Annotated in this window: 25 protein-coding genes and 2 pseudogenes; 16 read left to right on the top strand and 11 right to left on the bottom strand. The window is 37.5% G+C overall.

The window, feature by feature from the left end:
* Positions 1 to 395: 395 nt before the first annotated feature.
* On the top strand, positions 396 to 2339 hold the full coding sequence (locus IEV74_RS18885) for an efflux RND transporter permease subunit (protein ID WP_229683257.1): 1944 nt from the start codon (positions 396 to 398) through the stop codon (positions 2337 to 2339).
* 2 nt (positions 2340 to 2341) lie between these two features.
* A complete protein-coding gene (locus IEV74_RS18880; protein ID WP_308419021.1) occupies positions 2342 to 4153 on the top strand; it encodes a coiled-coil domain-containing protein in 1812 nt (603 codons plus the stop codon).
* 138 nt (positions 4154 to 4291) lie between these two features.
* Here IEV74_RS18880 and IEV74_RS18875 read toward each other — a convergent pair whose 3' ends face one another.
* On the bottom strand, positions 4292 to 5053 hold the full coding sequence (locus IEV74_RS18875) for an SDR family oxidoreductase (protein ID WP_188456911.1): 762 nt from the start codon (positions 5051 to 5053) through the stop codon (positions 4292 to 4294).
* Positions 5054 to 5210: 157 nt separating this feature from the next.
* Here IEV74_RS18875 and IEV74_RS18870 point away from each other — a divergent pair, with 157 nt between their 5' ends.
* On the top strand, positions 5211 to 5789 hold the full coding sequence (locus IEV74_RS18870; RefSeq protein WP_188456910.1) for a TetR/AcrR family transcriptional regulator: 579 nt from the start codon (positions 5211 to 5213) through the stop codon (positions 5787 to 5789).
* A 62-nt stretch (positions 5790 to 5851) separates the two neighbouring features.
* Here the strand turns inward: IEV74_RS18870 and IEV74_RS18865 are convergent, their stop codons facing one another.
* Both IEV74_RS18865 and IEV74_RS18860 read right to left on the bottom strand, forming a co-directional pair.
* Entirely contained in the window at positions 5852 to 6064 is a 213-nt protein-coding gene (locus tag IEV74_RS18865; RefSeq protein ID WP_188456909.1) for a DUF1657 domain-containing protein, read from the bottom strand.
* Positions 6065 to 6089: 25 nt separating this feature from the next.
* Positions 6090 to 6428, bottom strand: coding sequence for a DUF4363 family protein (locus IEV74_RS18860; protein ID WP_188456908.1), 339 nt, complete (start codon positions 6426 to 6428; stop codon positions 6090 to 6092).
* A gap of 88 nt (positions 6429 to 6516) precedes the next feature.
* Between IEV74_RS18860 and IEV74_RS18855 the strand changes: the two genes are divergently transcribed.
* Both IEV74_RS18855 and IEV74_RS18850 read left to right on the top strand, forming a co-directional pair.
* Positions 6517 to 7377, top strand: coding sequence for a DUF421 domain-containing protein (locus tag IEV74_RS18855; protein ID WP_188456907.1), 861 nt, complete (start codon positions 6517 to 6519; stop codon positions 7375 to 7377).
* 83 nt (positions 7378 to 7460) lie between these two features.
* Positions 7461 to 8420: a cation diffusion facilitator family transporter gene (locus IEV74_RS18850; protein ID WP_188456906.1), complete on the top strand. Its 960-nt coding sequence runs from the start codon at positions 7461 to 7463 to the stop codon at positions 8418 to 8420.
* Positions 8421 to 8423: 3 nt separating this feature from the next.
* On the opposite strand, the gene IEV74_RS18845 is transcribed toward IEV74_RS18850, so the two are convergent.
* Positions 8424 to 8984: a hypothetical protein gene (locus IEV74_RS18845; protein WP_188456905.1), complete on the bottom strand. Its 561-nt coding sequence runs from the start codon at positions 8982 to 8984 to the stop codon at positions 8424 to 8426.
* Positions 8985 to 9239: 255 nt separating this feature from the next.
* On the opposite strand from IEV74_RS18845, the gene IEV74_RS18840 reads away from it, so the two are divergent.
* The 4 genes and pseudogenes from IEV74_RS18840 to IEV74_RS18825 all read left to right on the top strand — a co-directional run bounded on the left by IEV74_RS18840 (position 9240) and on the right by IEV74_RS18825 (position 12591).
* Positions 9240 to 10256 carry a DUF3231 family protein gene (locus tag IEV74_RS18840; protein WP_188456904.1) on the top strand — a complete coding sequence of 339 codons (1017 nt, stop codon included), beginning with the start codon at positions 9240 to 9242 and terminating at the stop codon, positions 10254 to 10256.
* A 238-nt stretch (positions 10257 to 10494) separates the two neighbouring features.
* Positions 10495 to 10614: pseudogene (locus tag IEV74_RS18835) on the top strand (universal stress protein); the annotation flags it as partial.
* Positions 10615 to 10768: 154 nt separating this feature from the next.
* Complete coding sequence (locus tag IEV74_RS18830; RefSeq protein ID WP_188456903.1) at positions 10769 to 11692, top strand: manganese-dependent inorganic pyrophosphatase; 924 nt, start codon at positions 10769 to 10771, stop codon at positions 11690 to 11692.
* A gap of 116 nt (positions 11693 to 11808) precedes the next feature.
* Positions 11809 to 12591 (top strand): DUF4181 domain-containing protein, encoded by a 783-nt coding sequence (locus IEV74_RS18825; protein ID WP_188456902.1) that lies wholly within the window; start codon positions 11809 to 11811, stop codon positions 12589 to 12591.
* Positions 12592 to 12650: 59 nt separating this feature from the next.
* Here the strand turns inward: IEV74_RS18825 and blaI are convergent, their stop codons facing one another.
* Together blaI and IEV74_RS18815 are read right to left on the bottom strand one after the other, a co-directional pair.
* Positions 12651 to 13034, bottom strand: coding sequence for a penicillinase repressor BlaI (gene blaI / locus IEV74_RS18820; protein WP_188456901.1), 384 nt, complete (start codon positions 13032 to 13034; stop codon positions 12651 to 12653).
* 49 nt (positions 13035 to 13083) lie between these two features.
* On the bottom strand, positions 13084 to 14856 hold the full coding sequence (locus tag IEV74_RS18815) for a BlaR1 family beta-lactam sensor/signal transducer (RefSeq protein ID WP_188456900.1): 1773 nt from the start codon (positions 14854 to 14856) through the stop codon (positions 13084 to 13086).
* A gap of 261 nt (positions 14857 to 15117) precedes the next feature.
* Between IEV74_RS18815 and bla the strand changes: the two genes are divergently transcribed.
* The 5 genes from bla (at position 15118) to IEV74_RS18790 (ending at position 18606) form a co-directional block, all read left to right on the top strand.
* Complete coding sequence (gene bla / locus IEV74_RS18810) at positions 15118 to 16026, top strand: class A beta-lactamase (protein WP_373284373.1); 909 nt, start codon at positions 15118 to 15120, stop codon at positions 16024 to 16026.
* A gap of 282 nt (positions 16027 to 16308) precedes the next feature.
* A complete protein-coding gene (locus IEV74_RS18805) occupies positions 16309 to 16770 on the top strand; it encodes a DUF2975 domain-containing protein (RefSeq protein ID WP_188456899.1) in 462 nt (153 codons plus the stop codon).
* Between the two features lie 100 nt (positions 16771 to 16870).
* Positions 16871 to 17353, top strand: a complete 483-nt coding sequence (locus IEV74_RS18800) for a DUF2975 domain-containing protein (protein ID WP_188456898.1) — start codon at positions 16871 to 16873, stop codon at positions 17351 to 17353.
* Positions 17354 to 17362: 9 nt separating this feature from the next.
* A complete protein-coding gene (locus IEV74_RS18795) occupies positions 17363 to 17581 on the top strand; it encodes a helix-turn-helix domain-containing protein (protein ID WP_188456897.1) in 219 nt (72 codons plus the stop codon).
* A gap of 194 nt (positions 17582 to 17775) precedes the next feature.
* Positions 17776 to 18606 carry a DUF817 domain-containing protein gene (locus tag IEV74_RS18790; protein WP_188456896.1) on the top strand — a complete coding sequence of 277 codons (831 nt, stop codon included), beginning with the start codon at positions 17776 to 17778 and terminating at the stop codon, positions 18604 to 18606.
* 65 nt (positions 18607 to 18671) lie between these two features.
* Here IEV74_RS18790 and IEV74_RS18785 read toward each other — a convergent pair whose 3' ends face one another.
* The gene (locus IEV74_RS18785; RefSeq protein ID WP_188456895.1) at positions 18672 to 19787 is read right to left on the bottom strand and encodes an NAD(P)/FAD-dependent oxidoreductase; all 1116 of its coding nucleotides are present in this window, start codon (positions 19785 to 19787) and stop codon (positions 18672 to 18674) included.
* 19 nt (positions 19788 to 19806) lie between these two features.
* Positions 19807 to 20256, bottom strand: a complete 450-nt coding sequence (locus IEV74_RS18780; RefSeq protein WP_188456894.1) for a DinB family protein — start codon at positions 20254 to 20256, stop codon at positions 19807 to 19809.
* A 138-nt stretch (positions 20257 to 20394) separates the two neighbouring features.
* On the opposite strand from IEV74_RS18780, the gene IEV74_RS18775 reads away from it, so the two are divergent.
* Both IEV74_RS18775 and IEV74_RS18770 read left to right on the top strand, forming a co-directional pair.
* The gene (locus IEV74_RS18775) at positions 20395 to 20925 is read left to right on the top strand and encodes a hypothetical protein (protein WP_188456893.1); all 531 of its coding nucleotides are present in this window, start codon (positions 20395 to 20397) and stop codon (positions 20923 to 20925) included.
* Positions 20926 to 20981: 56 nt separating this feature from the next.
* Positions 20982 to 21488 (top strand): RDD family protein, encoded by a 507-nt coding sequence (locus IEV74_RS18770; protein WP_229683255.1) that lies wholly within the window; start codon positions 20982 to 20984, stop codon positions 21486 to 21488.
* Between the two features lie 47 nt (positions 21489 to 21535).
* On the opposite strand, the gene IEV74_RS18765 is transcribed toward IEV74_RS18770, so the two are convergent.
* The 3 genes and pseudogenes from IEV74_RS18765 to IEV74_RS18755 form a co-directional block, all read right to left on the bottom strand.
* Complete coding sequence (locus IEV74_RS18765) at positions 21536 to 22474, bottom strand: aldo/keto reductase (protein ID WP_188456916.1); 939 nt, start codon at positions 22472 to 22474, stop codon at positions 21536 to 21538.
* A 260-nt stretch (positions 22475 to 22734) separates the two neighbouring features.
* Positions 22735 to 22935, bottom strand: coding sequence for a cold-shock protein (locus IEV74_RS18760; protein ID WP_188456891.1), 201 nt, complete (start codon positions 22933 to 22935; stop codon positions 22735 to 22737).
* A 164-nt stretch (positions 22936 to 23099) separates the two neighbouring features.
* Positions 23100 to 23591: pseudogene (locus IEV74_RS18755) on the bottom strand (HAD-IC family P-type ATPase); the annotation flags it as partial.
* Positions 23592 to 23655: the final 64 nt, after the last annotated feature.

Below are 23655 nucleotides of genomic sequence, written 5' to 3'. Positions count from 1 at the left end.
CTATTGTGTTGGGAAATGTACGTATTTTGTAAAACTGTTTGTTGTAAAAGCAACACCGTGTTTTATATAATGATATAGTGGAATTATTAATATGTCTAGCTGCAGCGCCAGCGACTAGTGAATTTCCTTCGCTCTCTAGGTTTCCTTTATTTTTTGTGAAGGTATGTTCAGTTAAAATTGCCGCTTCCATGCGACATACCGTACACCGTATTATACGTGCAAGAATCTACTAGTCGTCAACCGGTCGCTCCCGCTTTTAAGTACGCAAGAGAGGGTGAACTATTATAAGCATTGCATCACGAATTATTAAACATAAAAAACCTGTTGTCATTACATTTTTAATCATTGCAGTAATCAGTACCATTGCTCAGTTTTTGGTAGCTGTAAACTACAATATGGTAGATTACCTGCCAGAGGATGCACAATCAACAGCAGCAATGGACATCATGGATCAGGAATTTGATGGAGCTGTACCGAATACGCGAGTAATGATTAATGATGTTACCATACAAGAAGCTCTTGATTACAAGGATCAACTTGCATCCATTGATGGTGTGTCGGATGTTACATGGTTAGATGACGCCATTGATATAAAAACCCCCATCGAAATGGCTGATCGGGATACAGTGGAATCTTACTATAGGGACAATAATGCGTTATTTTCCTTCAGTATCCGTGAGGGAGATGAAGTGGAGGTAACGGATGCCATCTATGACCTTATTGGGGAAGAAAACGCCATAGCAGGGGAGGCGCTAAATACAGCGACTCAGCAAAAGATGGCTTTCACCGAAACGATGTATGCCGCAGCATTATTGATACCGATTATTATTATCATTTTGGTTCTTTCCACCAATTCTTGGATTGAACCGGTATTTTTCTTAACGGCTATCGGAGTTTCGGTTTTGATTAATTTAGGAACGAACATTTTTCTTGGAGAAATATCCTTTGTTACACAATCAGTGGCACCGATTTTACAGCTCGCGGTTTCATTGGATTATGCTATTTTTCTGCTTCATAGTTTTTCTGATTACAGACAAAAGGCAGCTGATCCAAAAGAGGCAATGAAGCTCGCGATGAAGCGATCATTTCCAGCAATTGCAGCAAGTGCGTCGACCACTTTCTTTGGTTTTATTGCCTTGTCATTTATGAATTTTGAGATCGGTTCGGATTTAGGGCTCAATCTTGTTAAAGGAATACTATTAAGCTTTATAAGTGTGATGGTCTTTCTGCCAGCGTTGACCCTTATGTTTTATAAATGGATTGATAAAACGCAGCATAGGCCATTACTCCCAAGCTTTAAAAATATTGGGAATGGCGTGATGAAGCTAAAAATACCTAGTTTGATTCTAGTATTTGTTCTCCTTGTACCTGCATTTTTAGCACAGGGTCAAACTAATTTCATTTATGGAATCGGTGAACAGCCAGAATCAACACGTGCTGGCAGTGATGTTGTAAAGATTGAAGAAGAATTTGGAAAGAATACTTCTATGGTCCTGCTCGTTCCAAAAGGGGACATTGCGAAAGAAGAAGAATTAGTGGAGGACTTGGAGAATACCGAGCATGTGAAAAGTGTTCTGTCCTATGTCAACACAGTCAGTGCAGCAATTCCACCTGAGTATTTGGATCAATCTGTGACAGAACAGTTTTATTCCGAAAATTACAGTCGAATCATACTTCAAACAAATACAGATACTGAAGGAGATACAGCATTTGGATTAATTGAAGATGTCCAGCATACAGCTGAACGTTATTATGGTGATGCGTTCTATTCACTGGGAGAAAGTGTGACATTGTATGACATGAAAAATGTCGTTCAAAAGGACAATACAGTTGTTAATTTACTAACCGTTATTACAATTGCCATTGTTTTATTGGTCACGTTTAAATCAATATCTATACCTGTCATTCTTCTGCTGACGATTCAGTCGGCTGTATGGATTAATTTATCAGTTCCTTATTTTACAAATTCCTCACTGGTTTTTGTAGGATATCTGATTGTCAGTACGGTACAGCTCGCCGCGACAGTTGATTATGGTATTCTGCTGACGGAAGAATATAAAGAAAACCGAAAAGAAATGCCGGCACTTAAAGCAATTAAGAAAACGATCGATGAGAAAATTTTCTCGATTGCCATTTCTGCTTCCATTTTATCAAGTGTTGGATTTATTCTTTGGATGACCTCGTCTAACCCGATCGTTTCGTCCATCGGATTATTGCTGGGACGTGGTGCATTACTTGCCTTTATTATGGTTGTGTTATTCCTGCCAGCCATGCTATTGGTATTTGATAGACTTATAGAAAAAACAACATGGAAAGCAAACTTTTTTAAGGAGAAATGATGATGAGGAGAAAAATATTACTTGTATTGGCGACTGTTATCCTTGTTTTGCCGTCATTTCTTGTAACAGCTTCTTCAAATGACAGTGAGACGAAGGAATCGATAGCTAAGAAGGATGGGGAAATTTCGTCAAAGGATGAAGTGGTGTATGCAACGCTTAGCGCCACTGGTGACAGGCAGGAAGTGTATGTTGTGAACACGCTGGACGTTACAAAGGCTGGAGAGGTTGTTGATTACGGCACTTATTCCAGTCTAAAGAACTTGACCGATTTATCAGATATGAAACAAACGGACAATATGGTACAGGTTACAGCACCTGAAGGGAAGTTTTATTATCAGGGGAATATGAATGACGCTGCCCTGCCATGGGATATTGCGATTTCGTATTTCTTAGACGGCAAGGAAATTTCTCCGGAGGATCTTGCTGGAAAAGAGGGAAATGTGGAAATTCATATCAAGACTTCTGCCAATGAAGGGAATAAATCGACGTTTTATGAAAACTATTTAGTGCAAATTTCTCTTACGCTCGATATGGAAATTGCCAGCAACATCAAGGCGGAAGACGGAATGGTTGCTAATGCTGGAAAGAATAAACAAGTAACATTTACCGTAATGCCTGAGGATGAGGCGGAATTAGTTGTGGAAGCGGATGTAGATGAATTTGAGTTAGACGGCATCAACATCACGGGTGTTCCTTCAACGATGTCTGTTGATCAACCAGATGTAGATGAAATGACAAGTGATATGAAATCCCTGACAGGCGCCATTGCTGAAATGAATGATGGTGTCGGAGAACTGAACAGTGGAGTCTCTGAATTAACTAATGGTGTCTCGCAATTACACAACGGTTCGGAGCAATACAAAAATGGAATCACTGGCCTTGATGGAGCTTCCTCTGAACTGGTTGATGGGTCCAAAGCCATTGATGAGGCTCTTGCCGCATTGAGTAAATCCCTCGGTAATGCTGAAGGGATGGATCTAAGTGGAATGGAAGAGTTAGACGAAGGACTCACTGGAATTTCTAGTGGTTTACACAAAACTGCAGATGGTTTGGCAACTCTAAAACAAAATTATAAAAAGGCTTACGGTACACTGAATGCAGCAATAAAAGCCATTCCTGCAGGTGTTACGACTGAAGAAATAGAAGCATTGAAAAACAGTAATGCAGATCAAAAAGCAGTAGAGAAACTCCTGGAAACCTATAATGCTGCACAAGCTGCGAAAAGCACTTACGCTGGGGTGAAACAGGGTTTTGATTCAGTTGATATAACATTAGAGAATACGATTGATGGAATTAGCAAAATGGCCAATAATTTGGATGCCATGGCGGATGGACTATCATCTTCTTTAGAAAACATGGATAGCATGGAAGGGTTTGCTCGATTACAGGAAGGGATAGCTAGTTTATCCGCCAACTATAAAACATTTCACTCGGGATTGGTAGATTATACGGGAGTAGTGCACCAATTATCCACTTCCTACCAGGAATTAAATACTGGAATTGGTGACCTTGCTGAAGGCAGTGGAAAATTAGAAAATGGAGTTGGTGAACTTCATGATGGTACAGCACAATTGCACCAATCCACGAAAGATTTATCAAAACAAATGACAGAGGAAATTGATCAAATGATGGACGATTATGATAAATCCGATTTTGAAGCCGTATCCTTTGTTTCTGCTAAAAACAAAAACGTTAATTCGGTACAATTTGTCTTAAAAACGGAAAGTATTAAACAAGAGGAACCGGAAATGCCTAAAGAGCAAGAAAAGGAAGAAAAAGGAGTTTGGGCTCGTTTTAAGGATTTATTTTCATAAAGAAAGAATGAAGGTGCTGACCCTGGGGAGGCACCTTCTTTTTAGTTTGTCATCCTAGTACCCCCTCAGTTAATAATTAATATAAAGGCCATCACTAAATAGCTGTTTCTAGTGATAGCCTCGGTGTTAGAATTTTATTTAAAAAGCTGCTGTCCAACCAGCATCAGCAGTAATTACAGTACCATTCACAAAACTGGATTCATCGGATGCCAAAAACAAAGCCACTTGTGCGATCTCTTCAGGCTGTCCTACTCTAGGTATTACGGACTGTACGGATTTGGTGCGTTCCATGCCAAACTGATTAACATTTTTCATGGAAGATGCAATGTTTGTTTCCACACCGCCTGGGGCAATTGCATTACAACGGATACCTTTCTGTGCGTACATATAGCCAGTGTTTTTTGTAAGACCAACGACCGCGTGTTTTGAGGCACCGTATGCTGCACCCGCATGGGCACCATTTAATCCGCCAGTCGAAGCAGTATTCACGATAACTCCTTTTCCTTTATCCAAGAAAATTGGAATTGCCTTGCGCATCGCTCTCATAACGCCTTTTGTATTAATATCAAAGATTAAGTCCCAGCGTTCATCAAGAATATCCCCAACAGGTTCAAATCCATCCATAATACCAGCATTATTTACGAGAATATCTAACGTTCCATATTCATTTACGGCAGTATCAATCATGTTATCGATGTCCTCTTGTTTAGCGACATTTACCTGAACAGCCTTTGCTGCTCCACCATTATCAATGATACTGTTAACCACTTCTTCGGCACCATCGACGTTAAGATCGGCAACAATTACTTTAGCACCCTCATTAGCGTACAATTCTGCAATCGCTTTCCCCATTCCTGAAGCTGCACCGGTAACGATAGCCACTTTGTCTTTTAATTTCATCCTATTTCCCTCCCAAATTATTTAAATAAGATATTGAACATGTGTACATTAACTATTATACTGGATAGGGAAAAGATGTACAAACAACGGAAAATACAATTAATGTTGGATAATAGACACTTATATTTAAAAGTGTTCAGGTTGAGGTGAAAAAAATTTGAAACAGGATTTACGAATTTTAAAAACACAGGAAAGTTTACGCCATGCTTTACTAACCCTGTTAAAAACGAAGCCATTGGAATCGATTACAATCGCAGAGCTTTGCCGCTTAGCAAAAATTAATCGTGGAACGTTTTATTCCCACTATAAAAACGTCCATGACGTTTTTAAACACTATTTAGAGGTAATTGTTGAAGATTTTAGACATGCTTATGAGGAACCTTATCATAAGACGAACTTTCATATTCAGCATATCGAGGCAGACATGATCAAGATATTTCATCATGTAAAGAAATATCAGGATTTTTATCAAATTATCTTTGATGAGCGTATTCCGATGATGTACTATTATCAGCTGTTTGATACAGTACGATCGTTTATGCAAATGTCCATAGATGATAGCTATCTGGAATTAGATAAATCAATTAAAGTTGACTATCTAATAAGCTATCAGACAAATGCTATCCTTGGAATACTAATCGAATGGCATCGACAGGGATATGAGACATCTATCCAAGAGCTAAATCAGCAGCTAATTACTATTTTGTCGATCAATAGCCCTTTTAGGAAAATGTGACCGAATTAAATAGTTGATCGTAAATTTAATAAAAAAGCCAGCACTAATAAAGGGCTGGAAGTCTAGTGTTCTAAATTCCGGTATTGAGGTTCTTCCTGTTCAATCGTTGTGAGCCGATTATCAAGATGTACAATAATATCTTTAATTTCAGCTGCAGCGTTTGAATAAATTTGTTTTGTCTTTTCATTTTGAGCTTTCTGGGTAAATTGTTCAAGACTTGCTTGTGCACTTATTAACGTTCCTAATGCTTCTTTTACTTGATTTGCTACTGTCATAAGCTATTTTCCTTCCTTTTAAGTATTAAAACGAATATATGTCATGTAAATGTCCGCGAATCGTACCTAAGCCTACCTTAATCTGTGTCTTGTCCTTTGCATCAGCTGCTTCCTTAAGTTTTTCCATTTCAACATTGATTCCCTCATATTCCGCTTCATCACCTAGCAGCTGTAACTTCCATTTTCCTTCTTTATACATTTCTTTTAATGCCTTAATCTTACGTTTGCTTTGTTCCCAGTCGGCTTGTTCCACAGACTGATTGATATCATCAATTTTTTTATAAAATTCTTTTTCTCCCTGGCATCCTACCAGCAACAGCGAAATCATGACAATAAGGATGGAAGTTCTCACGTATTTTCCCATGAAAATAAACACCTCCTGCATGTTTATCTTTATTATGTCCAATAATATAAAAGGATTGCATTCGAATAGAAAATGGAGGTTCGAGAAGATGCCGGAGTTTATCTTGACTTTAGTTCGGTCAACCATTTCCTTTTTTTTGCTGTTAGTTATGACAAGAATAATGGGTAAGAAACAACTTTCCCAAATGACTTTTTTTGACTATGTTGTTGGTATTACGATTGGTTCAATAGCGGCTGCTATGGCAGTTGATCAAAATATTAAAATTTCAAACGGGATTATGGGGCTGCTTGTTTGGGGGATTTTTCCTGTAATACTAGGGTTATTAGGCTTAAAATCGATGAAATTTCGTCATGTGACAGATGGAACCCCTTCCATTGTAATCAAGGATGGTAAAGTGCAGGAAAAGAATCTAAGTAAAAATCATATGTCTGTTGATGAACTAATGTTGTCGTTAAGGGAAAAAAATATATTCAAGGTTTCTGATGTTGAAATGGCAGTCATGGAAACAAACGGTCAGGTAAGTGTGATGAAAAAGACCGAACAACAGCCGATAACTCCAGATCTAATTGGCCTTGCCGTTGAAAAAGAACATAGCCCTACAATCGTAATTTCAGATGGAAAACTATTGAAGGAAGAGCTATTATCGTTAGGATACTCCGACAAATGGCTTCAAGGTGAGATTATGAAACAAGGTGCCACCACATTCGAGGATGTCTTTTTAGCGCAGATTGATTCGAAAGGAAATGTATATGCTGATTTATACAATGATGAAATACAACAGCAGCAAGTAATCCAAAAACCATTACTTTCGGCATCACTTAAAAAAGTACAGGCTGATTTAGAGAGCTTCTCCTTACAGACTGATGATCCAGATGCAAAAAAGCTATATCAGCTGCAGGCCGATAGACTAAAAAAAACATTGGATTCATTATTACCTTACCTGAAATAACAAATTTTAAATTACATAATCAATCGTATAAATATATATTTATCATCAAAACATAAACCAACAACGTGCAGGAGGACAAACACATGCGTTTTATCGAACTTGTAAAAAAAGGAAATGTTTCTTCAGGACTTGCGGCACTTGGGAATGCGCTAATTGCTGCTTTAAAGTTTGTTGCAGCAATAGTGAGCGGTAATGGTTCCGTGTTTGCCTCAGCTATGCACTCAACAGCGGACACCGTAAACCAGGCATTCGTTTTTTTTGGCAGCGTACTTTCTGAAATGAAGCCATCAAAGCGTTTTCCAACAGGTTTTGGAAGAATCATTAATATTTTCTGCATGATTGCAGTAATTGTTGTAACCGTAATGGCTTATGAAACGGCAAAAGGTGGCTGGGAACTAATCCTTCACCCTGAGAAGTCGGGGAATTTTTGGTTAAATGTTGGTGTCCTTGTTGCCGCTTTTCTAGTTGATGGATTTATATTAATTAAGGCAATGAAGGAAATTACAAGGGAATCGGATACGGAGAGTAAGGGGTTTATCTTATTTGATGCTTTTAAGAGTGCAAGTAAAGCATCTCCGGCTACACGATTGGTTTTTTATGAGGATATGGTTGCGACATCAAGTGCAGTATTTGCGATTATTGGAATTGTTTTAGCGCAATATTTCGGTATACTTCGAGCCGATGGTGTCATTTCGATTATAATTGGAATTCTTATGTTGTTCGTAGCTTTTCGGGTTGGATATGATAATATGATTGGACTTATCGGGGTCTCTGCACCTGCAGATGTTGAAAAAAAGATAGCCGATGCCCTGCTTGAGGATGAATCTGTTGTAGATATTTATAAAATGAGGGTATTGCAGGAGGGACGTTCCTACCATGTTGAAGCTACAGTTGAATTGAAAAAGGGGTTAACATTGGCAGAAGCGGATGATATTAAGTTTACATTATCTGACAAGCTGCTCAGAGCTCCGGAAATTGCGGATGTTGTATTAGGGATAATTGAAGATAACGGTGATGAGAGCTGGAAGGCTGAGAAAAATTAATTATTAGCTGTGTTTTTTTTCGTGTTGTTCATTACCATTCATATCTTGAAATATTGGTCCCGTTTGATTAAATCCAACTAAAAAGATTAGAAACAATATCGTTATGATAAAGAGGTTTTTAAACAGGGAACGATTTTTATTTACTTCTTCTTGAACAATATAGAGAAGAATCAGGCTGGTTGCAATGAAAAGCATAAACATAATTTTAACAATAGCATCACTATATTCTGGCGAAATCATGTATCCAAGCATTGCGCCCATCATACCACCCATAATGCCGGCTAGCATACCATCCAGTACAGCAATCATGTTAATTGGTATCCCGGATAAGAAACCTGCAGTAAAACCTATCGTCATACCTAAGACTGTTGAAATAAATAGTGTCCCTGAGTACATAATTCCCATAATAATTCCAACAGCTAAACCAACGCTCATTCCTAATCCCATTGCAATCATCATGCCACTCATTTTAGTGATTTCATTTCGATAATAAATCGTTTGACCAATTACGAGCATGGCAAGCATAAAAATGGTTAACAAGACAACAAATAAAGGAAACGTCATTCACCACACCTCTTGTCCTTTCTAATAACTACTGTATGAAGAAGTAATTATGATTTATGCGGCAAGGGGAAAGAACTTTTACAAGTAAACGTATAAAATCTGGCTCTATTAGCAAACGACATGATAAGTTGCGTAAAAGGGGAACATAAATGACTTCCACTGAAACATATACAAAGACTTAAGGATTTTCGTATATTTTTCTTAAAATAGTAGATATTATAAGAAGTACCTTTGTACAGGGAGGTTTATTAAATTATGACGCATGACAGCACACACCTTACATCTTCAGAAATTGCCTCACTTTGGACAGCCTATATGAATGATAGCATGTCCAGACTGGTTCTGAACTTTATGTTGAAATATATGGAAGACCCAGAGATAAAATCTGTCGTACAGACTGCGTATGATATTTCCGTCACCCATCTTGAGGAATTAGAACATATTTTTGATAAGGAATCGTTTGCAATACCGAATGGTTTTTCTGATAGGGATGTAAATATGGATGCACCTTGGCTTTTCTCTGATATTTTTTGCCTGACATATGTAAATCAAATGGCAAAGGTCGGGATGCTTGGGTACAGTGGATTTTTGGCAATGTGTGCAAGAGAGGACATTCGAAAATACTTTACACAAGGATTATCCTTAACAGCTGAACTTTATAATCAATCTGCGGATACTGCTTTGGCAAAGGGTATATTTTCAAGACATCCATATATTGAGGTTCCAAAAGAAACAGACTATGTGAATGATAAAAGCTATTTTAATGGGCTTAATCCGTTTAGTGAAAAGCGTCCATTAAATACGGTTGAAATATCCCATTTGTATATGAACATATTGACTAATTCCATGGGGATAAAGCTATGCCTTGCTTTTGCACAAACTTCACCAGCAAAAGAAATACAAGAATATATGCTCCGCGGAAAAGAAATCTCACAAAAGCATATCAAAATCTTTTCACAAACATTGCTGGATAATGACATCCAAACGCCGCGATTGCCTGATATAAGTGTTAGTGAATCGACAACACAAACATTTTCGGATAAATTGTTAATGTTTCATATGTCACTTATTGCATCTGCAGGTATTGGCAACTATGCAGCTGCTGGATCAGCGAGTCAACGCACCGATTTGGTTGTGAATTATGAACGATTGTCATTTGAAACTGCGAAATATGCCAAAAAAGGTGCAGATATTATGATTAATAATGGTTGGCTTGAGCAGCCCCCAGGAACGAAAGATAGAAATAAACTAGCAAGGAAAAAGGAAAGTTAGGTTATTGCATTATGTTGTATTATTATAGGAAACCCAGTTTGGCCAAAAAGGCTGAATTTGGTTTTGATTTTTTAACCATAAATTAGTAATGATTTCACCGCTAATAATGGACTATGTAGAAAAAAGAAGAATAAGCAAGAAAAATGAAGCATCCAGCGAATGACCACGTTTTTATTCGATTTTGTTATGGTTTATAATGGTATGTTTCAAAAGTTAATTACGGTTTAAGCTTTTAGGGAAAATAAGTTGTGTTGTCATAGGCAGCCACGGCCTTAATAATTTGCAAAAGTTTATTTTGGGAAGTGTCAGTCATAAGGTAACGAAACGTGTTAATTGTTCTGTGTTGATCGTTAAATAGTGAAGCCTCGCATTTTGGATGCGGGGTTTTTTGTCGGTAGCAGTGGCATTAACTATTATACCTCGAGTGGAAGTGCTTTTCTCTTTTGCAATCGTCTATTATAATTGGTATAAAGAGTAAAGACATTAATTTATATTGTGATAGGAGAGTTACAATGGGAAAAACATTCATATTTGGACATAAAAATCCGGACACAGATACAATTACAGCAGCACTTGCATATGCACATTTAAAAAATGAATTAGGTGTAAAAGCAGAGCCTGTTCGTTTGGGTGCAGTTAACAAAGAAACACAATTCGCATTAGATTATTTCAATGTAAAAGAACCACGATTAATCGTAGAGGTTCCTGAAAATAGCGATGTTATTTTAGTCGATCATAATGAGTTCCAGCAAAGTGTTGAGAACATAAAAGAGGCACATATCGTTGAGGTTATTGATCATCACCGTGTCGCAAATTTTGAAACAAAAGAGCCATTATATTTCCGTGTTGAACCTGTTGGCTGTACAGCAACAATTTTAAAGAAAATGTACAAGGAAAATGATGTTGCTATCACAAAGGAAATTGCAGGATTACTTGTTTCAGCGATTATTTCCGATTCATTGCTGCTAAAATCACCGACATGTACCCAGGAAGACGTTGAAGCAGCTCATGAATTAGCAGAAATTGCAGGTGTGGACCTTGATCAATATGGGTTGGATATGCTTAAGGCTGGAGCGGATTTAAGCGACAAATCAATGGCAGAACTCATTTCAATGGACGCAAAGGAATTTGAAATGAATGGATCAAAAGTAGAAATCGCACAGGTAAATGCTGTTGATACAAATGCAGTTCTCGTTCATCAGGAAGAATTGGAAACGGAAATTAACAAAACGATTGAAGGCAAGAATCTTGATTTATTCCTGTTTGTTGTTACGGATATTTTAAATAATGATTCCGAGGCTATGGCACTTGGTAAAGCGAAAGAAAATGTGGAAAAAGCATTTAATGTTACGTTAGAAAACAATCGTGCATTGTTAAAAGGCGTCGTATCACGCAAGAAGCAAATTGTTACGAATTTAACTGAGGCATTTAAATAGAATAGGAAATAGACAACCTCAATGGACCAAATCACTGCATGATTTGGTCTTTTTACTAAATTTTAAGAGGTAAATTATACAGTATAAGCATAATGTCTATCGAAAGGAGGTTACCGATGGGGATAGCAATCCTGTTTATAGTGTTTGCCTTAAACTTTTTGAATATCAAATTAAGCAAGTGGCTGTTTAAGGAAAATAGAAATAAACTTTCGGATACAGATGGTAAAAAGATATACATATTTGGAATGACCATACTTTTGGTAGTCAGTTTTGGCTTTATGATTACTTTTATAGATTCAGAAAAAGCTTTTATATGGACTGTAACATGCATTTTATTAGTGTTTTCTATTTTTCAATCATTTATGGAATGGAGGTATATCAAGGAATCCAAGCAATTTATCATTCCAGTTATATTAATTGCGGTTGGTATGCTTTGTATTTATGGAGTCTTTTTTATAAACGAAAAAATGAAATATACAACTTTCCAAGATGTTGTGTCTGATCAACTGAATGAAGAAAGTACTGTGAGAAGTATCACAATTGATATCAATGATTTTTCGGGCACTTTACCAAAGAGAGAAGCAAGTGCAACGATAAGGGATCAAGATCTTATCAATCGTATTCTAGCGGATTTTTCAGATGTGGAACTAAAAAAAGAAACGGGTTTTAGAGATTATTGGGATTATACGTTAAGAATAATTACTACTAATCAGGTTGAAGAAGATCACTTTTCGACAGAAAGCTTGTATGTGCATGTTGACGGAGACTACATCAGCATATCTGAAGGGAATGCTGATGTTTATAAAATAGTTACACAGTCTAACCATTTAAAAACAATTGAGTCGCTTGTTGAAAGTGATGAAGTTGTTTGGATGCAAGATAGCATTTTGTCAGTTTAAAAAGCGGAAAAAAGAATATGCCCTTTTTTAGCATGAAGAAAAAAAGGGCTACTATTTACCTAAGACTTTTTTTGATTCTCATCTAAAATCGTGCGTAATTCCTTAATATCCTTTTCTGATAATGAATCGTCCTGGATGAACTGGACCAGCATGGATTTTAGTGTACCGCCATAAATTCGCTGGATAAAGGATTGTGCTTTGGCGTGTTGGCATTCATCCTGTGCATAATGCGGGAAAAACGTAAAGACCTTTTTGTCCCTATTTACACCGATCACCTCTTTTTTGGCCAGACGATCCAAAAGTGTACGTACGGTTTTCGGTTTCCAATCCATCTTCTCCTGCAGGAATGAAATGACTTCGTTGGCTGATAGTGGAGCATTTTCCCAAAGTACGTTCATTACCTCCCACTCTGCTTCTGAAATATCGGGCACTTTTCTTGACATTTTCATCCTCCTTTACAAATCCATTCATTCAAATGACTCTATATAGATCTTAATAAATACCTTTATCATTAAGTATCGATAAGGTTATTTCCGCTGCTTTACTTCCAGATGATTTATTTTCATTTTGTATATTTGCCGCAAAGAAGTAAGTGTTATTTCCGGTTTCTACATAACCAATAAACCAACCATTTATTTGCTTGCCGTTTACAGTACCTGTACCTGTTTTTCCTGATAGACGTGCGCCATTTTTTTCTTCTAACAGAAGGGCGTTTTTGATGGTTTGCACATTTTTCTCCTGGAATCCAAATTGATTGGTATAAAAATTCTTCAATAATTGCACTTGTTCGATAGGAGAGATTTTTAAAGAGGACTCCAGCCAAAATTGTTTTACCCCTCCAGAAACATCGTAATTACCATAATCAATTTTTCTCAAATTTTCCTTGATTGTATCCAATTCAAGTCTTTTGTCTAATTCCTGAAAGTACCAGTTTACTGAATTTGTCAGAGCAGCAGTTAAATCCTGATCTGTATTCCAGGATGTATAAGGATATTGCTCACCATCCCATTTCAATGTAGTATTATTAGTTGTTATAATACTTGATTCCAATCCAAACAATGCACTATAGATCTTGTAAGTGGAATCCGGGGACACTCTTAGCTCACTTTGATCTTTATTGTAAATATGATATTGATCAGCATGCTTATCGTACATGACAAAGCTTCCGGCATAGTCGTTGAAATAGTTGTTTAAATCTTCATACATAACCCGCTCACTATTAAAATCGTAACGATCATTATCACCTGCCATGACAGTAACGAGTGGGATCTGAGTAAATACTAGTGCTCCAACAAGCATAAAGACCGCTATACTCTTCATCTTTAATAGCTTTGATTCCTTTGAAAAGGCTGCAATTCTTTGAATACGTTTTTTAAGTTGTTCTTTGGATCCGTTCAATTGATTTGCTAACGCGAAACCACGAAGTTTTGACGATTTATCAGCAAAATTAATAATTGTATTCCCATATTTGGCATAACAATCCTCTTCCAATGAATGCAATACAGCGTTATCACAGGCGATTTCGCGATCCAGTTTCATTTCCCTGAAGGCAAACCAAACAAGTGGATTAAACCAGTATAAAATTTGGAAAATGACCATCAGATAATTTGTTGTAATATCTTTATATTTATAGTGATTTAGCTCATGCAAGAAAATATATTTTATATCTTCCATGGAAAGCCATTCGTCAAAATTCTTCGGTAGCACGACATAGGTTTTCAATAGACCAAATGTCATCGGGGATTTAGCATGCCGTGATTCCCCTACAATCAACTTTCCGGATATATTCAATTCTTTTTTACATTGAACAAATAATTGAAGAACTTTCTTATTTTTTAGCTGAGATGTTGTGCTTCTAATGGTGTTCAATGTTAACCACGCATGTATGGTTAAAACAATTAAAATTATCATGCCAAGGATCCAAATACCAGCTGTAAGGCTATTCAAAAATTCGGGACTAAAACGTTGTACAGATAACGTAAAGTCCCTCATCCAATTTAAATTATTCCCGTGAGCTTCCACTGTCGCAGCACTAGAAGGGCTTAAGTTATAGCTTTGATTACTATCAGGTGAATTAAAATGACTTCCAATATTAATTAAATCGTTTGGCAGAAATGGCAGTGTTAATGCAAACAGTAAGAAATACCATAGATTGTATTGCCATTTCGCTGATAATTGTTTGTGAAAAATTTTCTTTAGCAGCATAATGATTCCAATGGTAAAAGAAGACACGATAAAACTTATGACAAAATTCGTAAAGGTCATGCGAATCGTCTCCATTTCTTTCCGTATACTTGAAAACGAACGAGTTACATATTACAAATGTAATATGTAAATTTTATCATGTCATTGCTCCATTATCAAACTACTGGATTTGAAATAAATATGGAATTTTATGTATGGGGAAAATAATTGACAGGAATAGATTACAAATGTAGTATTGTATTACACGTGTAGTCCTATATTTAGTTGCAACTAAACATTTACTTTCTGGAGGTAACGATTTTGAAAAAAATAAATACCACGCTGCAACTTAATTTTAAAATTACCATACTAATTTGTTTGATCACCCTGATTGCATTAGCAGGTTGTACGAAAGAACAAAATTCAGATAAGGGCCAATCCCAAATAGGGAACAACAAAGCAGCAGAGCCTAGTACGGACAAGGATTTTGCCAAACTGGAAAGCAAATTTGATGCCCGGCTTGGCGTCTATGCTATTGATACTGGAACGAATCAAACGGTTGCCTATCGTTCGGATGAGCGTTTTGCTTACGCATCCACTTTTAAGGCACTGGCTGCGGGAGTTTTGCTGCAGCAGAAGTCAATTGATGAACTTGGCAAACTTATAACTTTTACAGAAGATGATTTGGTAACGTATTCTCCTATTACGGAGAAACATGTTGATACAGGAATGACACTAAGGGAAATCCTTGAAGCTGCTATTCAATACAGTGATAACACAGCAGCAAATCTTTTGTTTGAAGAATTAGGGGGTCCGAAAAAATTTGAAAAAGCAATGAGGCAGATTGGTGATAACGTTATTAATGCTGACCGTATTGAACCTGACTTGAATGAAGCTGTTCCTGGCGACTCCCGTGATACAAGTACCCCGAAAGCAATGGCCACGAGTCTAAAGAATTTTGCAGTAAGTGACTTGCTTGCTGCTGACAAACGTAAGATTTTAACCGAGTTGCTACGTGGAAACACTACTGGAGATAAATTGATTCGTGCAGGTGTGCCTGAGGACTGGGAGGTTGGTGATAAAACTGGATCCGCGGAATATGGTACACGAAATGACATTGCTGTTATATGGCCGCCAGATAGGGAACCCATTGTTATTGTAATTCTTTCCAGCCGTGATACAGAAGATGCCACATATAACGATGAACTCATTGCGCAGGCTGCCAAGGCTGTAGTCAATGCATTGAAATGAATACGGATAGAAATATTGCCAGCTTTTTTAGAAGGAAATATATGCGTATTGTGCATTATGGCTCTCTAAATTGCTATACAGTAAATAATAGGCACGATTATGATGTTACTTAAATTACCAAGAATTAATTATAACTAAAATATGAAGCATTTCTTGTAAAGGAATGCTTCATATTTTTGTATAAAAACAATAATAATATAATGTTAATTAGTAATTATTTATTGTAAAACGATAAAAAGTATATTAAAATTAGTTTAACATGAATTTAGTGAGGTGCTTTTTATGAATCAAGGATCTACACTTTTTCTAAAGGTGGCTGTTTCGTTTATTGGATTTATGGTACTTATATTATCTTTATTCTGGTTACCATGGCTAGCCAATGAAGCGGCGGCATTAGCTCCTGAGCTTGCTCATTTGCAATATCCCGTTTTAATCGGAATGTATATTACATTAATTCCATTTTTATTTGCTTTATATCATGCTTTGAAACTTTTGCGCTGTATTGATTTTAATATCGCTTTCTCAGAGCTGTCTGTTAGATCACTGTATTATATAAAGTATTGTTCATTTTCGATAATAGGTTGTATATTTCTGATGGCACAAAACGCATTGCATCCTGGGATAGCGCTAATTGGGTTTATTATTATTTTCACTTCGGTTGTTATAGCGGTCTTTTCCGCAGTTCTTCAGTATCTATTGAAACAAGCGATCGATATAAAATCAGAAAATGAATTAATGGTCTGACCATGAATTAAAAGAGTGTCTATGATTTTAGTGCAGCAGATACAAATAATTGATTAGCTTATTCTTTTTATGAATCAAACTAACTAAGTGGGGTGTTTTTATGAATCGAGGGTCGACAGTTTTTTTGAAGATAGCAGTTATTCTTATTGGAATTCCGATTCTTGCTCTGTGCATATTTGTGGTCCCCAATATAGCGATTTATGCGGGGGAATTATACCCAGATATTGCCTTTATGGAATTTCTTGTTTTAATAGTTATGTATGGGGCAGCAATACCTTTTTACTATGCGCTGTTTCAAGCGTTTAAACTATTAAGTTATATTGATAAGAGCATTGCTTTCTCTAAAATTTCTGTAAATGCTTTAAAGGATATTAAAAACTGTGCAATCACAATCAGTATCATATATTTGGCAGGTTTGCCGCTTCTATATCTTATCGCGGAAAAAGATGACGCCCCCGGTATTATAGTACTTGGGCTGATCATTATTTTTGCATCGATAGTGATTGCAGTTTTTGCGGCAGTTCTTCAAAAGCTTTTAAATGAAGCGATTGAAATAAAATCAGAAAATGATTTAACAGTCTGAGGTGAAAAAATGGCTATTATAATCAATATTGATGTGATGCTGGCTAAAAGAAAAATGAGCGTTACAGAACTTTCCGAGCGGGTAGGAATAACGATGGCTAATCTTTCTATATTGAAAAATGGAAAGGCGAAAGCGATTCGATTATCAACATTAGAGGGGATTTGTAAGGCTTTAGAATGCCAGCCGGGGGATATTTTAGAATACAAGGCTGATGATGAAGATCCTTAAGTTTGGAGTATTGAACAGTGTTAGGGATAAAGTGTTGTTCCTGACTTATTAAGAGTAATCCTGGATCACTAGGGCGGGTGCGCAACCCTAGGACACAGTCACGTTATCCTAGTGAAAACAATTTTGTAGCGTCTTCGGATACGTGCTGTTTCCGTTAAATTCAAGGAATCAAATGCATAAAAGGGGAGTTGGCTATGAATGTAACCATTCGGAATGATTATCAAAGGAGACCATTAAAGGCACAAATTGTTAGAGCGATAACACAACTTGTTTGTTTTGGTTGGGAGCAGGCCCTATCTTGTTTGTTTCCTGTCGTTATTTTTGCTTCCTTAGCTATTACACAAATTTTGCCACTACCATTTCTGCCCCGGTATGATTGGCTTCTCCTCATCTTCCTTCTGATGCAGGTCTGGATGGTGCGTTCCGGGCTTGAAACACGGGATGAACTTAAGGTTATCACACTGTTTCACCTCATTGGTCTTGCGCTTGAAATTTTTAAAGTTCATATGGGGTCCTGGTCTTACCCTGAGGATGGATATTCCAAGATTTTCGGAGTGCCTTTGTATAGCGGATTCATGTACGCAAGTGTAGCGAGTTATCTTTGTCAGGCGTGGAGGAGATTGAGGGTTGAACTTCTTAAGTGGCCGCCATTTTTAGTGGTTGTACCTCTTGCGGCAGCGATTTACTTAAATTTTTTCACTCACCATTTTTGGATTGACGTAAGGTGGTGGTTATCGGCACTTGTCATAATCGTTTTTTGGCAATCCTGGGTAACATACGAGGTAAATGGAACCCGTTACCGCATGCCACTAGCACTTTCCTTTGTACTCATCGGATTTTTTATATGGGTTGCCGAAAATATAGCAACGTTCTTCGGGGCTTGGGAATATCCATATCAAACTGAAGCATGGAGTCTTGTCCATCTTGGAAAAGTGAGTTCATGGCTCTTACTAGTGATTGTTAGTTTTCTTATAGTAGCGACATTAAAACAGGTTAAGGAAAAAATTCCACAGGATAGGGACTAGTCAATGTATAACAAGCCCTATCCATGATGGGAATTAATCACTCAAATAGTGGGATTGAGCTGCAGCTATTCAACTGCACCTGCCACATCGTAATCGTTTATGTCAATTTCCATTTCCTTGCCAAGTGCTAATTTGGCTAGCTCAGATCCAATATAAGGTCCCATTGTAAGTCCGGAAGCTCCTAGCCCGTTCGCAAGTATTAGGTTATTAAACCCTGGAAGTGGTCCGATAACTGGTAGAAAGCCTGGTGTAAAGGGCCTGAATCCTACGCGAGTTTCCAGTATCATGCTTTCAGCCAATCCAGGTGCAACCTGTAATGCTTTTGACAAAATTTCATGTATTCCAGCTGCTGTTACACGATTGTCAAACCCCATATTGTCATCATGGGTCGCTCCGATAATAATACGATTATCGTTGAAGGCCAGCAGATTTAAATTGTTAGGCGGCATGACAACCGGCCAGTTATTAACTTCCGTATCGGTTAACTGTACATGCATGATTTGTCCTTTTTGCGGCCACACGTTAAATTGTATGTGTAACGGCTTTAGCAAATCGTTCATCCAGGCACCTGACGCGGCGATGACAGTGTCTGCTTCTATCGTTTTGCCTGAAACAGTTATGCCAGTAACATGTCTACCTGTATGTAAAAGGCTTGCATTGCCATTCATGATCGTAGCCCCATGTTTTGCAGCGGCATTTAGCAAAGCATTACGTAATGCACGTCCATCAACCCTTGCTGCTCCGCTTACATGAACAGAACTATATCCTTCTGCTAATGGCGGAAACAACGCCTTCGTTTCCTGTGGATCAAGCAGTGTTATCTCACCAATTTCTGGGGCGTTTTTACGGCGCTCGATTGCGCGTTCTTTCATAGCGATTAATTTCTTTTCGTCTGTATGCAGGCTGATTGCGCCAACTTTCGCATACCCCGTTTCCTTTTCACCATCATTTCGGAGCCCCTCCATAATTTCAGGGTAAATACGGGCGCCGCCTTTGGCCAGTTTGTACCAGGCTTTGTTACGGCGCTGGGAGAGCCATGGACAAATCATGCCTGCAGCTGCATCGGTTGCTTGTCCTTTTTCATTTCGGTCGATAATTACGACCTCAGCGCCGGATTTTGCGAGCTGATAAGCAGTTGTCGCACCTAAAATTCCGGCACCGATAACAATATACTTTTGCATAAAATTACGTCCTTTTAAATTACTTTGCTTCGATAATGCGTTTCATAGCTTTGATCTGACCAAGATGATCAGATTCGTGGTAAATGGAAAAGTCATATAAATCTTCGTACGTTTTAAAATTGCCAAACGGGAGTGTAAATGGAATTTCTTTCGCTAAAAATTCATCGGAAAGGTTATTAATTCTTGCTAGCTGCTGTTCCAAATGTTCTATCAGCTCGGATAAACTGGGTGCATCTGTGCTCCAATCAGCTGGTTTCGTTCCTGTTGCGAAAAACTCATGATAGGATTCCGGTATATTGGCTGATTGTTTTGGGTAACCAAATAAAAATCCCTCTGTGCTTACAAGAACATGTCCAATATGCCAATGGATGGTATTGTTAAACCCATGGGGCTGGACATCAACTATCCTTTCATCAAGTCCTTTTGCAAATTTTATAAAACCGTTCCTTGGAAAATCAATTCGTGTCATTTTAAGTACCTCCTGTATAATAGGTTTATATTAACTATAAAAATAATGATGCAATTTGTAAAATAACGTGTTTTATTGGAAGGAAAGTAATTGTTTCCCGGCGAATATAAATAGTTGGGGAAGGAGAGGGAATAAGAGATGAATGAAAACATTGTAGCTAAGATATTATTTATCATTGGTGTAGCTCAAATGGTAGTAGGGTTTTTATTAGGAATAATCCTGGCAAATGCAGATTATTTTTATGATGGATTTGTGTGGTCAACCTTTTTGGCATGGACAATTGGCGGATTTGTCTCCGGAATGCTGTTTATTGGTTTTTCCGAGGTAATAAAACTGCTGAATGCAATTAACGGAAAAATGACTCCGTTAGAAGCTGCTGGTGATAAAAAAACGAACAATTATTTAGATATTTTCAATGGGGTGGAAATAAAACCGGCATCGGTTAATTGGACATTGGCGGAGCAGGATCAAGAAAAGATTTATGAGTTATATGCTAATGAAAATATTGCAGAAGTTATTCCTTCGATACTTGAAGGATACTGTATAGTAAAGCTTAAGGATGCGCAAGAACAATTTGTACGTGTCGTGGATGTTGGAGGGTTCAGTGCTGAAGAAGTACACGATAAAGAGATTAAACACAGGGTGATATCCTGGTATAACCATGCATGAAGAAATGCTTAAGCTTAGAGTAAAAGTGGGGTGCTTTGTTTATGAATGCCACATTTATGGACAGATTTAAAGCGTTTTTATTCGATTACTTACTTATTCTTGTATATTTGGCGATACTTGTTGTGTTTGGAGTGTTTCTATTTCCTTCTATACAGGAATTGTTCAGTGGATCACTTATTAAAGCGCAGTTTGTTGGTTTCATGATGGTGACATTGCCAATTTCACTTTATTTTATTGTCTGCGATTCCATAATAATTGGGCAAACGTTCGGGAAAAAGAAAATGGGGATCCAGGTTTTCAATGAAAATCAGGAGGTTCTTCCTGTTCTGCAGGCAGTTTATCGAGTAATTTTAAAGTTTATACCATGGGAATTGTCACATTACCTTGTGTATCGGATGGTTGCTTTAGGAGATGATAAAATTCCTATTTTATACTACATGATCGGCGGCTTGATCTATGCACTTATTTTCGCTTATATATTAACAGCGATTTTCACAAAGAAAAAACAAACTCTTTACGATATTGCTGCTAGGACACAGGTAGTTAAAGTAGCATCCAAATGAAGAGAGCTTGGAATAAATACCAAGCTCTAATCTATTAAAGAAAAAGTTTAGTTATCCAAAATGCTTTCAATTGTTTGTAAATCCTTAAAAGACAGTTTTATATCAACAGTTTCTGCATTACTTCGTGCTTGCTCTGGGCGTCTGCCTCCAGGAATAACGGCATCGACTCCTTTTTGAGCTAGCAGCCAGGCTAGGGCTAGATGTGGCATTGTGATATCTTTTGAATCTGCAAGGTCATTTAACCTTGCAGCAATTTCAAACTTTTTACGTGCATCTTCCCCCTTAAATCGTTTTTGGCGCGGATCTCCATCATCAAATGCAGAGTTAATTGAGTATTTTCCACTTAAAATTCCAGACGCCAAAGGAAAATAAGGTATAAATGATATATTATTTTCAATACAATATGGCAACAATTCCTGTTCAGCGGTGCGATCTAGCATATTGTAACCGAATTGAAAGGCTGAGATTTCAGCAACCTCATTGGCTTCTTTTAACTGATCAAGAGATAAATTTGACACTCCAATTGCTTTTATTTTACCTTCATCTTTCATCCGGCTTAATTCGCCGACTGATTCAGAGATAGGTGTTTCATCATCAGGAAAGTGCAAATAATACAAATCAATGTAGTCTTGATTTAGCCGTTTTAAACTTGTTTCTAAAGCGGAACGTAAATAGGATGGTTTATTATTTTTTCTAGTAGTGCCATCTGGAAGCTTTTCAATGGCACCCTTTGTTGCAAGCACAATATCCTCACGTTTTGTATCAATTTCACGAAGCACTTCTCCAATGAGCTTTTCAGAGCGTCCATCGGTATACATATCTGCCGTGTCTATGAAGTTAATTCCAAATCGAATAGCTTCCTTAATAAAGTTTTTTCCTTGCGATGGATCAGTGTGGTCATAATAAATGGCCCCGCCGACTTTATTCGTACCGATACCAACCTTGGAAATTTTTAAATCAGTCTTTCTTAGTGCTGTATATTCGATAGTAACACCCCTCATTGAATAATCTAAATTATCATGCACATTCAAGTATAGTACAGTTGTAAGAGAAAAGCGCTTGATTTGCTTAGATGCGGGAGGAAAGGAAATAGATTGTTCTCATGTGCGGAACATCGGCAGGAGAGCAAGAACATCGGCAGGAGAGCAAGAACATAAACCAAGGCTTCGAATTCCGCTCCGCAAAAACATTAAATACCAAACAAAAAAGCTCTTCCTACACTGTAGGAAGAGCTTTTTTAAAGCAACTATTGTTTTACAACGTTAGTAGCTTGTGGTCCACGGTTACCTTCTTCGATATCGAATGTAACTGATTGACCTTCTTCTAAAGTTTTGAAGCCTTCACCTTGAATTGCTGAAAAGTGAACAAATACATCGTCTCCACCTTCAACTTCGATGAAACCGAAACCTTTGTCTGCGTTAAACCATTTTACTGTACCGTTATTCATTCTTTTTTCCTCCAAGTGCTCTGTTGCACATTATTACTATTCTTGCTCTTTCATAATTCAAGGTGGTATAGCCTTAATCATTTTCCGAACAACAATAATTGTTAATAGTATATCACGATTAAAGATAAAAATACAAGGGAATTTCAAGAAACTGCAATTTTTTATTAAAACCTGGATCGAATTAGCCTTAATGAGTTCAATACAACAATTAAAGTTGCCCCCATATCGGCTATTATGGCAATCCATAATGTTAGCAATCCAGGTATGGTTAATGCTAAGGCTGCTAGTTTTAATCCAAATGCCAGACCGATATTTTGCTTGATTATCTTTAATGTTTTGCGACTTAAGTCAATTGTGTAAGGCAATTTCTTTAGGTCGTCTCCCATTAGGGCAATGTCAGCTGTCTCAAGTGCTGTGTCCGTTCCGGCGCCGCCCATTGCTATCCCAACGGTTGCGGTGGCTAGAGCGGGAGCATCGTTCACACCATAGCCAATCATTGCCACATGTCCATGTTGCTGCTGCAGTTCATGTATGGCATTTAGTTTATCAGCAGGCATTAAATCGGTTTTTATATTTGTAATACCTGCTGATTTTCCTATTGAATTTCCAGTTAATTGATTGTCTCCAGTCAACATGATAGTTTGTTTTATCCCCATAGTTTTACAGTGCCCATACCTATATAAAGACTAAAAAAATTGCTCGATCAAGGCTGAGCGGTTA

Source organism: Virgibacillus oceani, from assembly GCF_014638995.1.
GTDB lineage: Bacteria > Bacillota > Bacilli > Bacillales > Amphibacillaceae > Virgibacillus_E > Virgibacillus_E oceani.
Note: the sequence above shows the minus strand (reverse complement) of the source record. Positions and strands in the feature narration are given on the sequence as shown.

Bases quoted from the DNA above. Each gene is read 5' to 3' on its own strand.
- IEV74_RS18865 (WP_188456909.1), bottom strand. From the start codon at position 6,064: ATGACAGTAGCAAATCAAGTAAAAGAAGCATTAGGAACGTTAATAAGT.
- IEV74_RS18860 (WP_188456908.1), bottom strand. From the start codon at position 6,428: ATGGGAAAATACGTGAGAACTTCCATCCTTATTGTCATGATTTCGCTG.
- IEV74_RS18825 (WP_188456902.1), top strand. From the start codon at position 11,809: ATGGGGATAGCAATCCTGTTTATAGTGTTTGCCTTAAACTTTTTGAAT.
- IEV74_RS18880 (WP_308419021.1), top strand. From the start codon at position 2,342: ATGAGGAGAAAAATATTACTTGTATTGGCGACTGTTATCCTTGTTTTG.
- blaI (WP_188456901.1), bottom strand. From the start codon at position 13,034: ATGTCAAGAAAAGTGCCCGATATTTCAGAAGCAGAGTGGGAGGTAATG.
- IEV74_RS18760 (WP_188456891.1), bottom strand. From the start codon at position 22,935: ATGAATAACGGTACAGTAAAATGGTTTAACGCAGACAAAGGTTTCGGT.
- IEV74_RS18845 (WP_188456905.1), bottom strand. From the start codon at position 8,984: ATGACGTTTCCTTTATTTGTTGTCTTGTTAACCATTTTTATGCTTGCC.
- IEV74_RS18815 (WP_188456900.1), bottom strand. From the start codon at position 14,856: ATGACCTTTACGAATTTTGTCATAAGTTTTATCGTGTCTTCTTTTACC.
- IEV74_RS18805 (WP_188456899.1), top strand. From the start codon at position 16,309: ATGAATCAAGGATCTACACTTTTTCTAAAGGTGGCTGTTTCGTTTATT.
- IEV74_RS18885 (WP_229683257.1), top strand. From the start codon at position 396: ATGGTAGATTACCTGCCAGAGGATGCACAATCAACAGCAGCAATGGAC.
- IEV74_RS18850 (WP_188456906.1), top strand. From the start codon at position 7,461: ATGCGTTTTATCGAACTTGTAAAAAAAGGAAATGTTTCTTCAGGACTT.
- IEV74_RS18770 (WP_229683255.1), top strand. From the start codon at position 20,982: ATGGACAGATTTAAAGCGTTTTTATTCGATTACTTACTTATTCTTGTA.
- IEV74_RS18790 (WP_188456896.1), top strand. From the start codon at position 17,776: ATGAATGTAACCATTCGGAATGATTATCAAAGGAGACCATTAAAGGCA.
- IEV74_RS18855 (WP_188456907.1), top strand. From the start codon at position 6,517: ATGCCGGAGTTTATCTTGACTTTAGTTCGGTCAACCATTTCCTTTTTT.
- IEV74_RS18775 (WP_188456893.1), top strand. From the start codon at position 20,395: ATGAATGAAAACATTGTAGCTAAGATATTATTTATCATTGGTGTAGCT.
- IEV74_RS18875 (WP_188456911.1), bottom strand. From the start codon at position 5,053: ATGAAATTAAAAGACAAAGTGGCTATCGTTACCGGTGCAGCTTCAGGA.
- IEV74_RS18830 (WP_188456903.1), top strand. From the start codon at position 10,769: ATGGGAAAAACATTCATATTTGGACATAAAAATCCGGACACAGATACA.
- IEV74_RS18785 (WP_188456895.1), bottom strand. From the start codon at position 19,787: ATGCAAAAGTATATTGTTATCGGTGCCGGAATTTTAGGTGCGACAACT.
- IEV74_RS18800 (WP_188456898.1), top strand. From the start codon at position 16,871: ATGAATCGAGGGTCGACAGTTTTTTTGAAGATAGCAGTTATTCTTATT.
- IEV74_RS18795 (WP_188456897.1), top strand. From the start codon at position 17,363: ATGGCTATTATAATCAATATTGATGTGATGCTGGCTAAAAGAAAAATG.
- IEV74_RS18780 (WP_188456894.1), bottom strand. From the start codon at position 20,256: ATGACACGAATTGATTTTCCAAGGAACGGTTTTATAAAATTTGCAAAA.
- IEV74_RS18840 (WP_188456904.1), top strand. From the start codon at position 9,240: ATGACGCATGACAGCACACACCTTACATCTTCAGAAATTGCCTCACTT.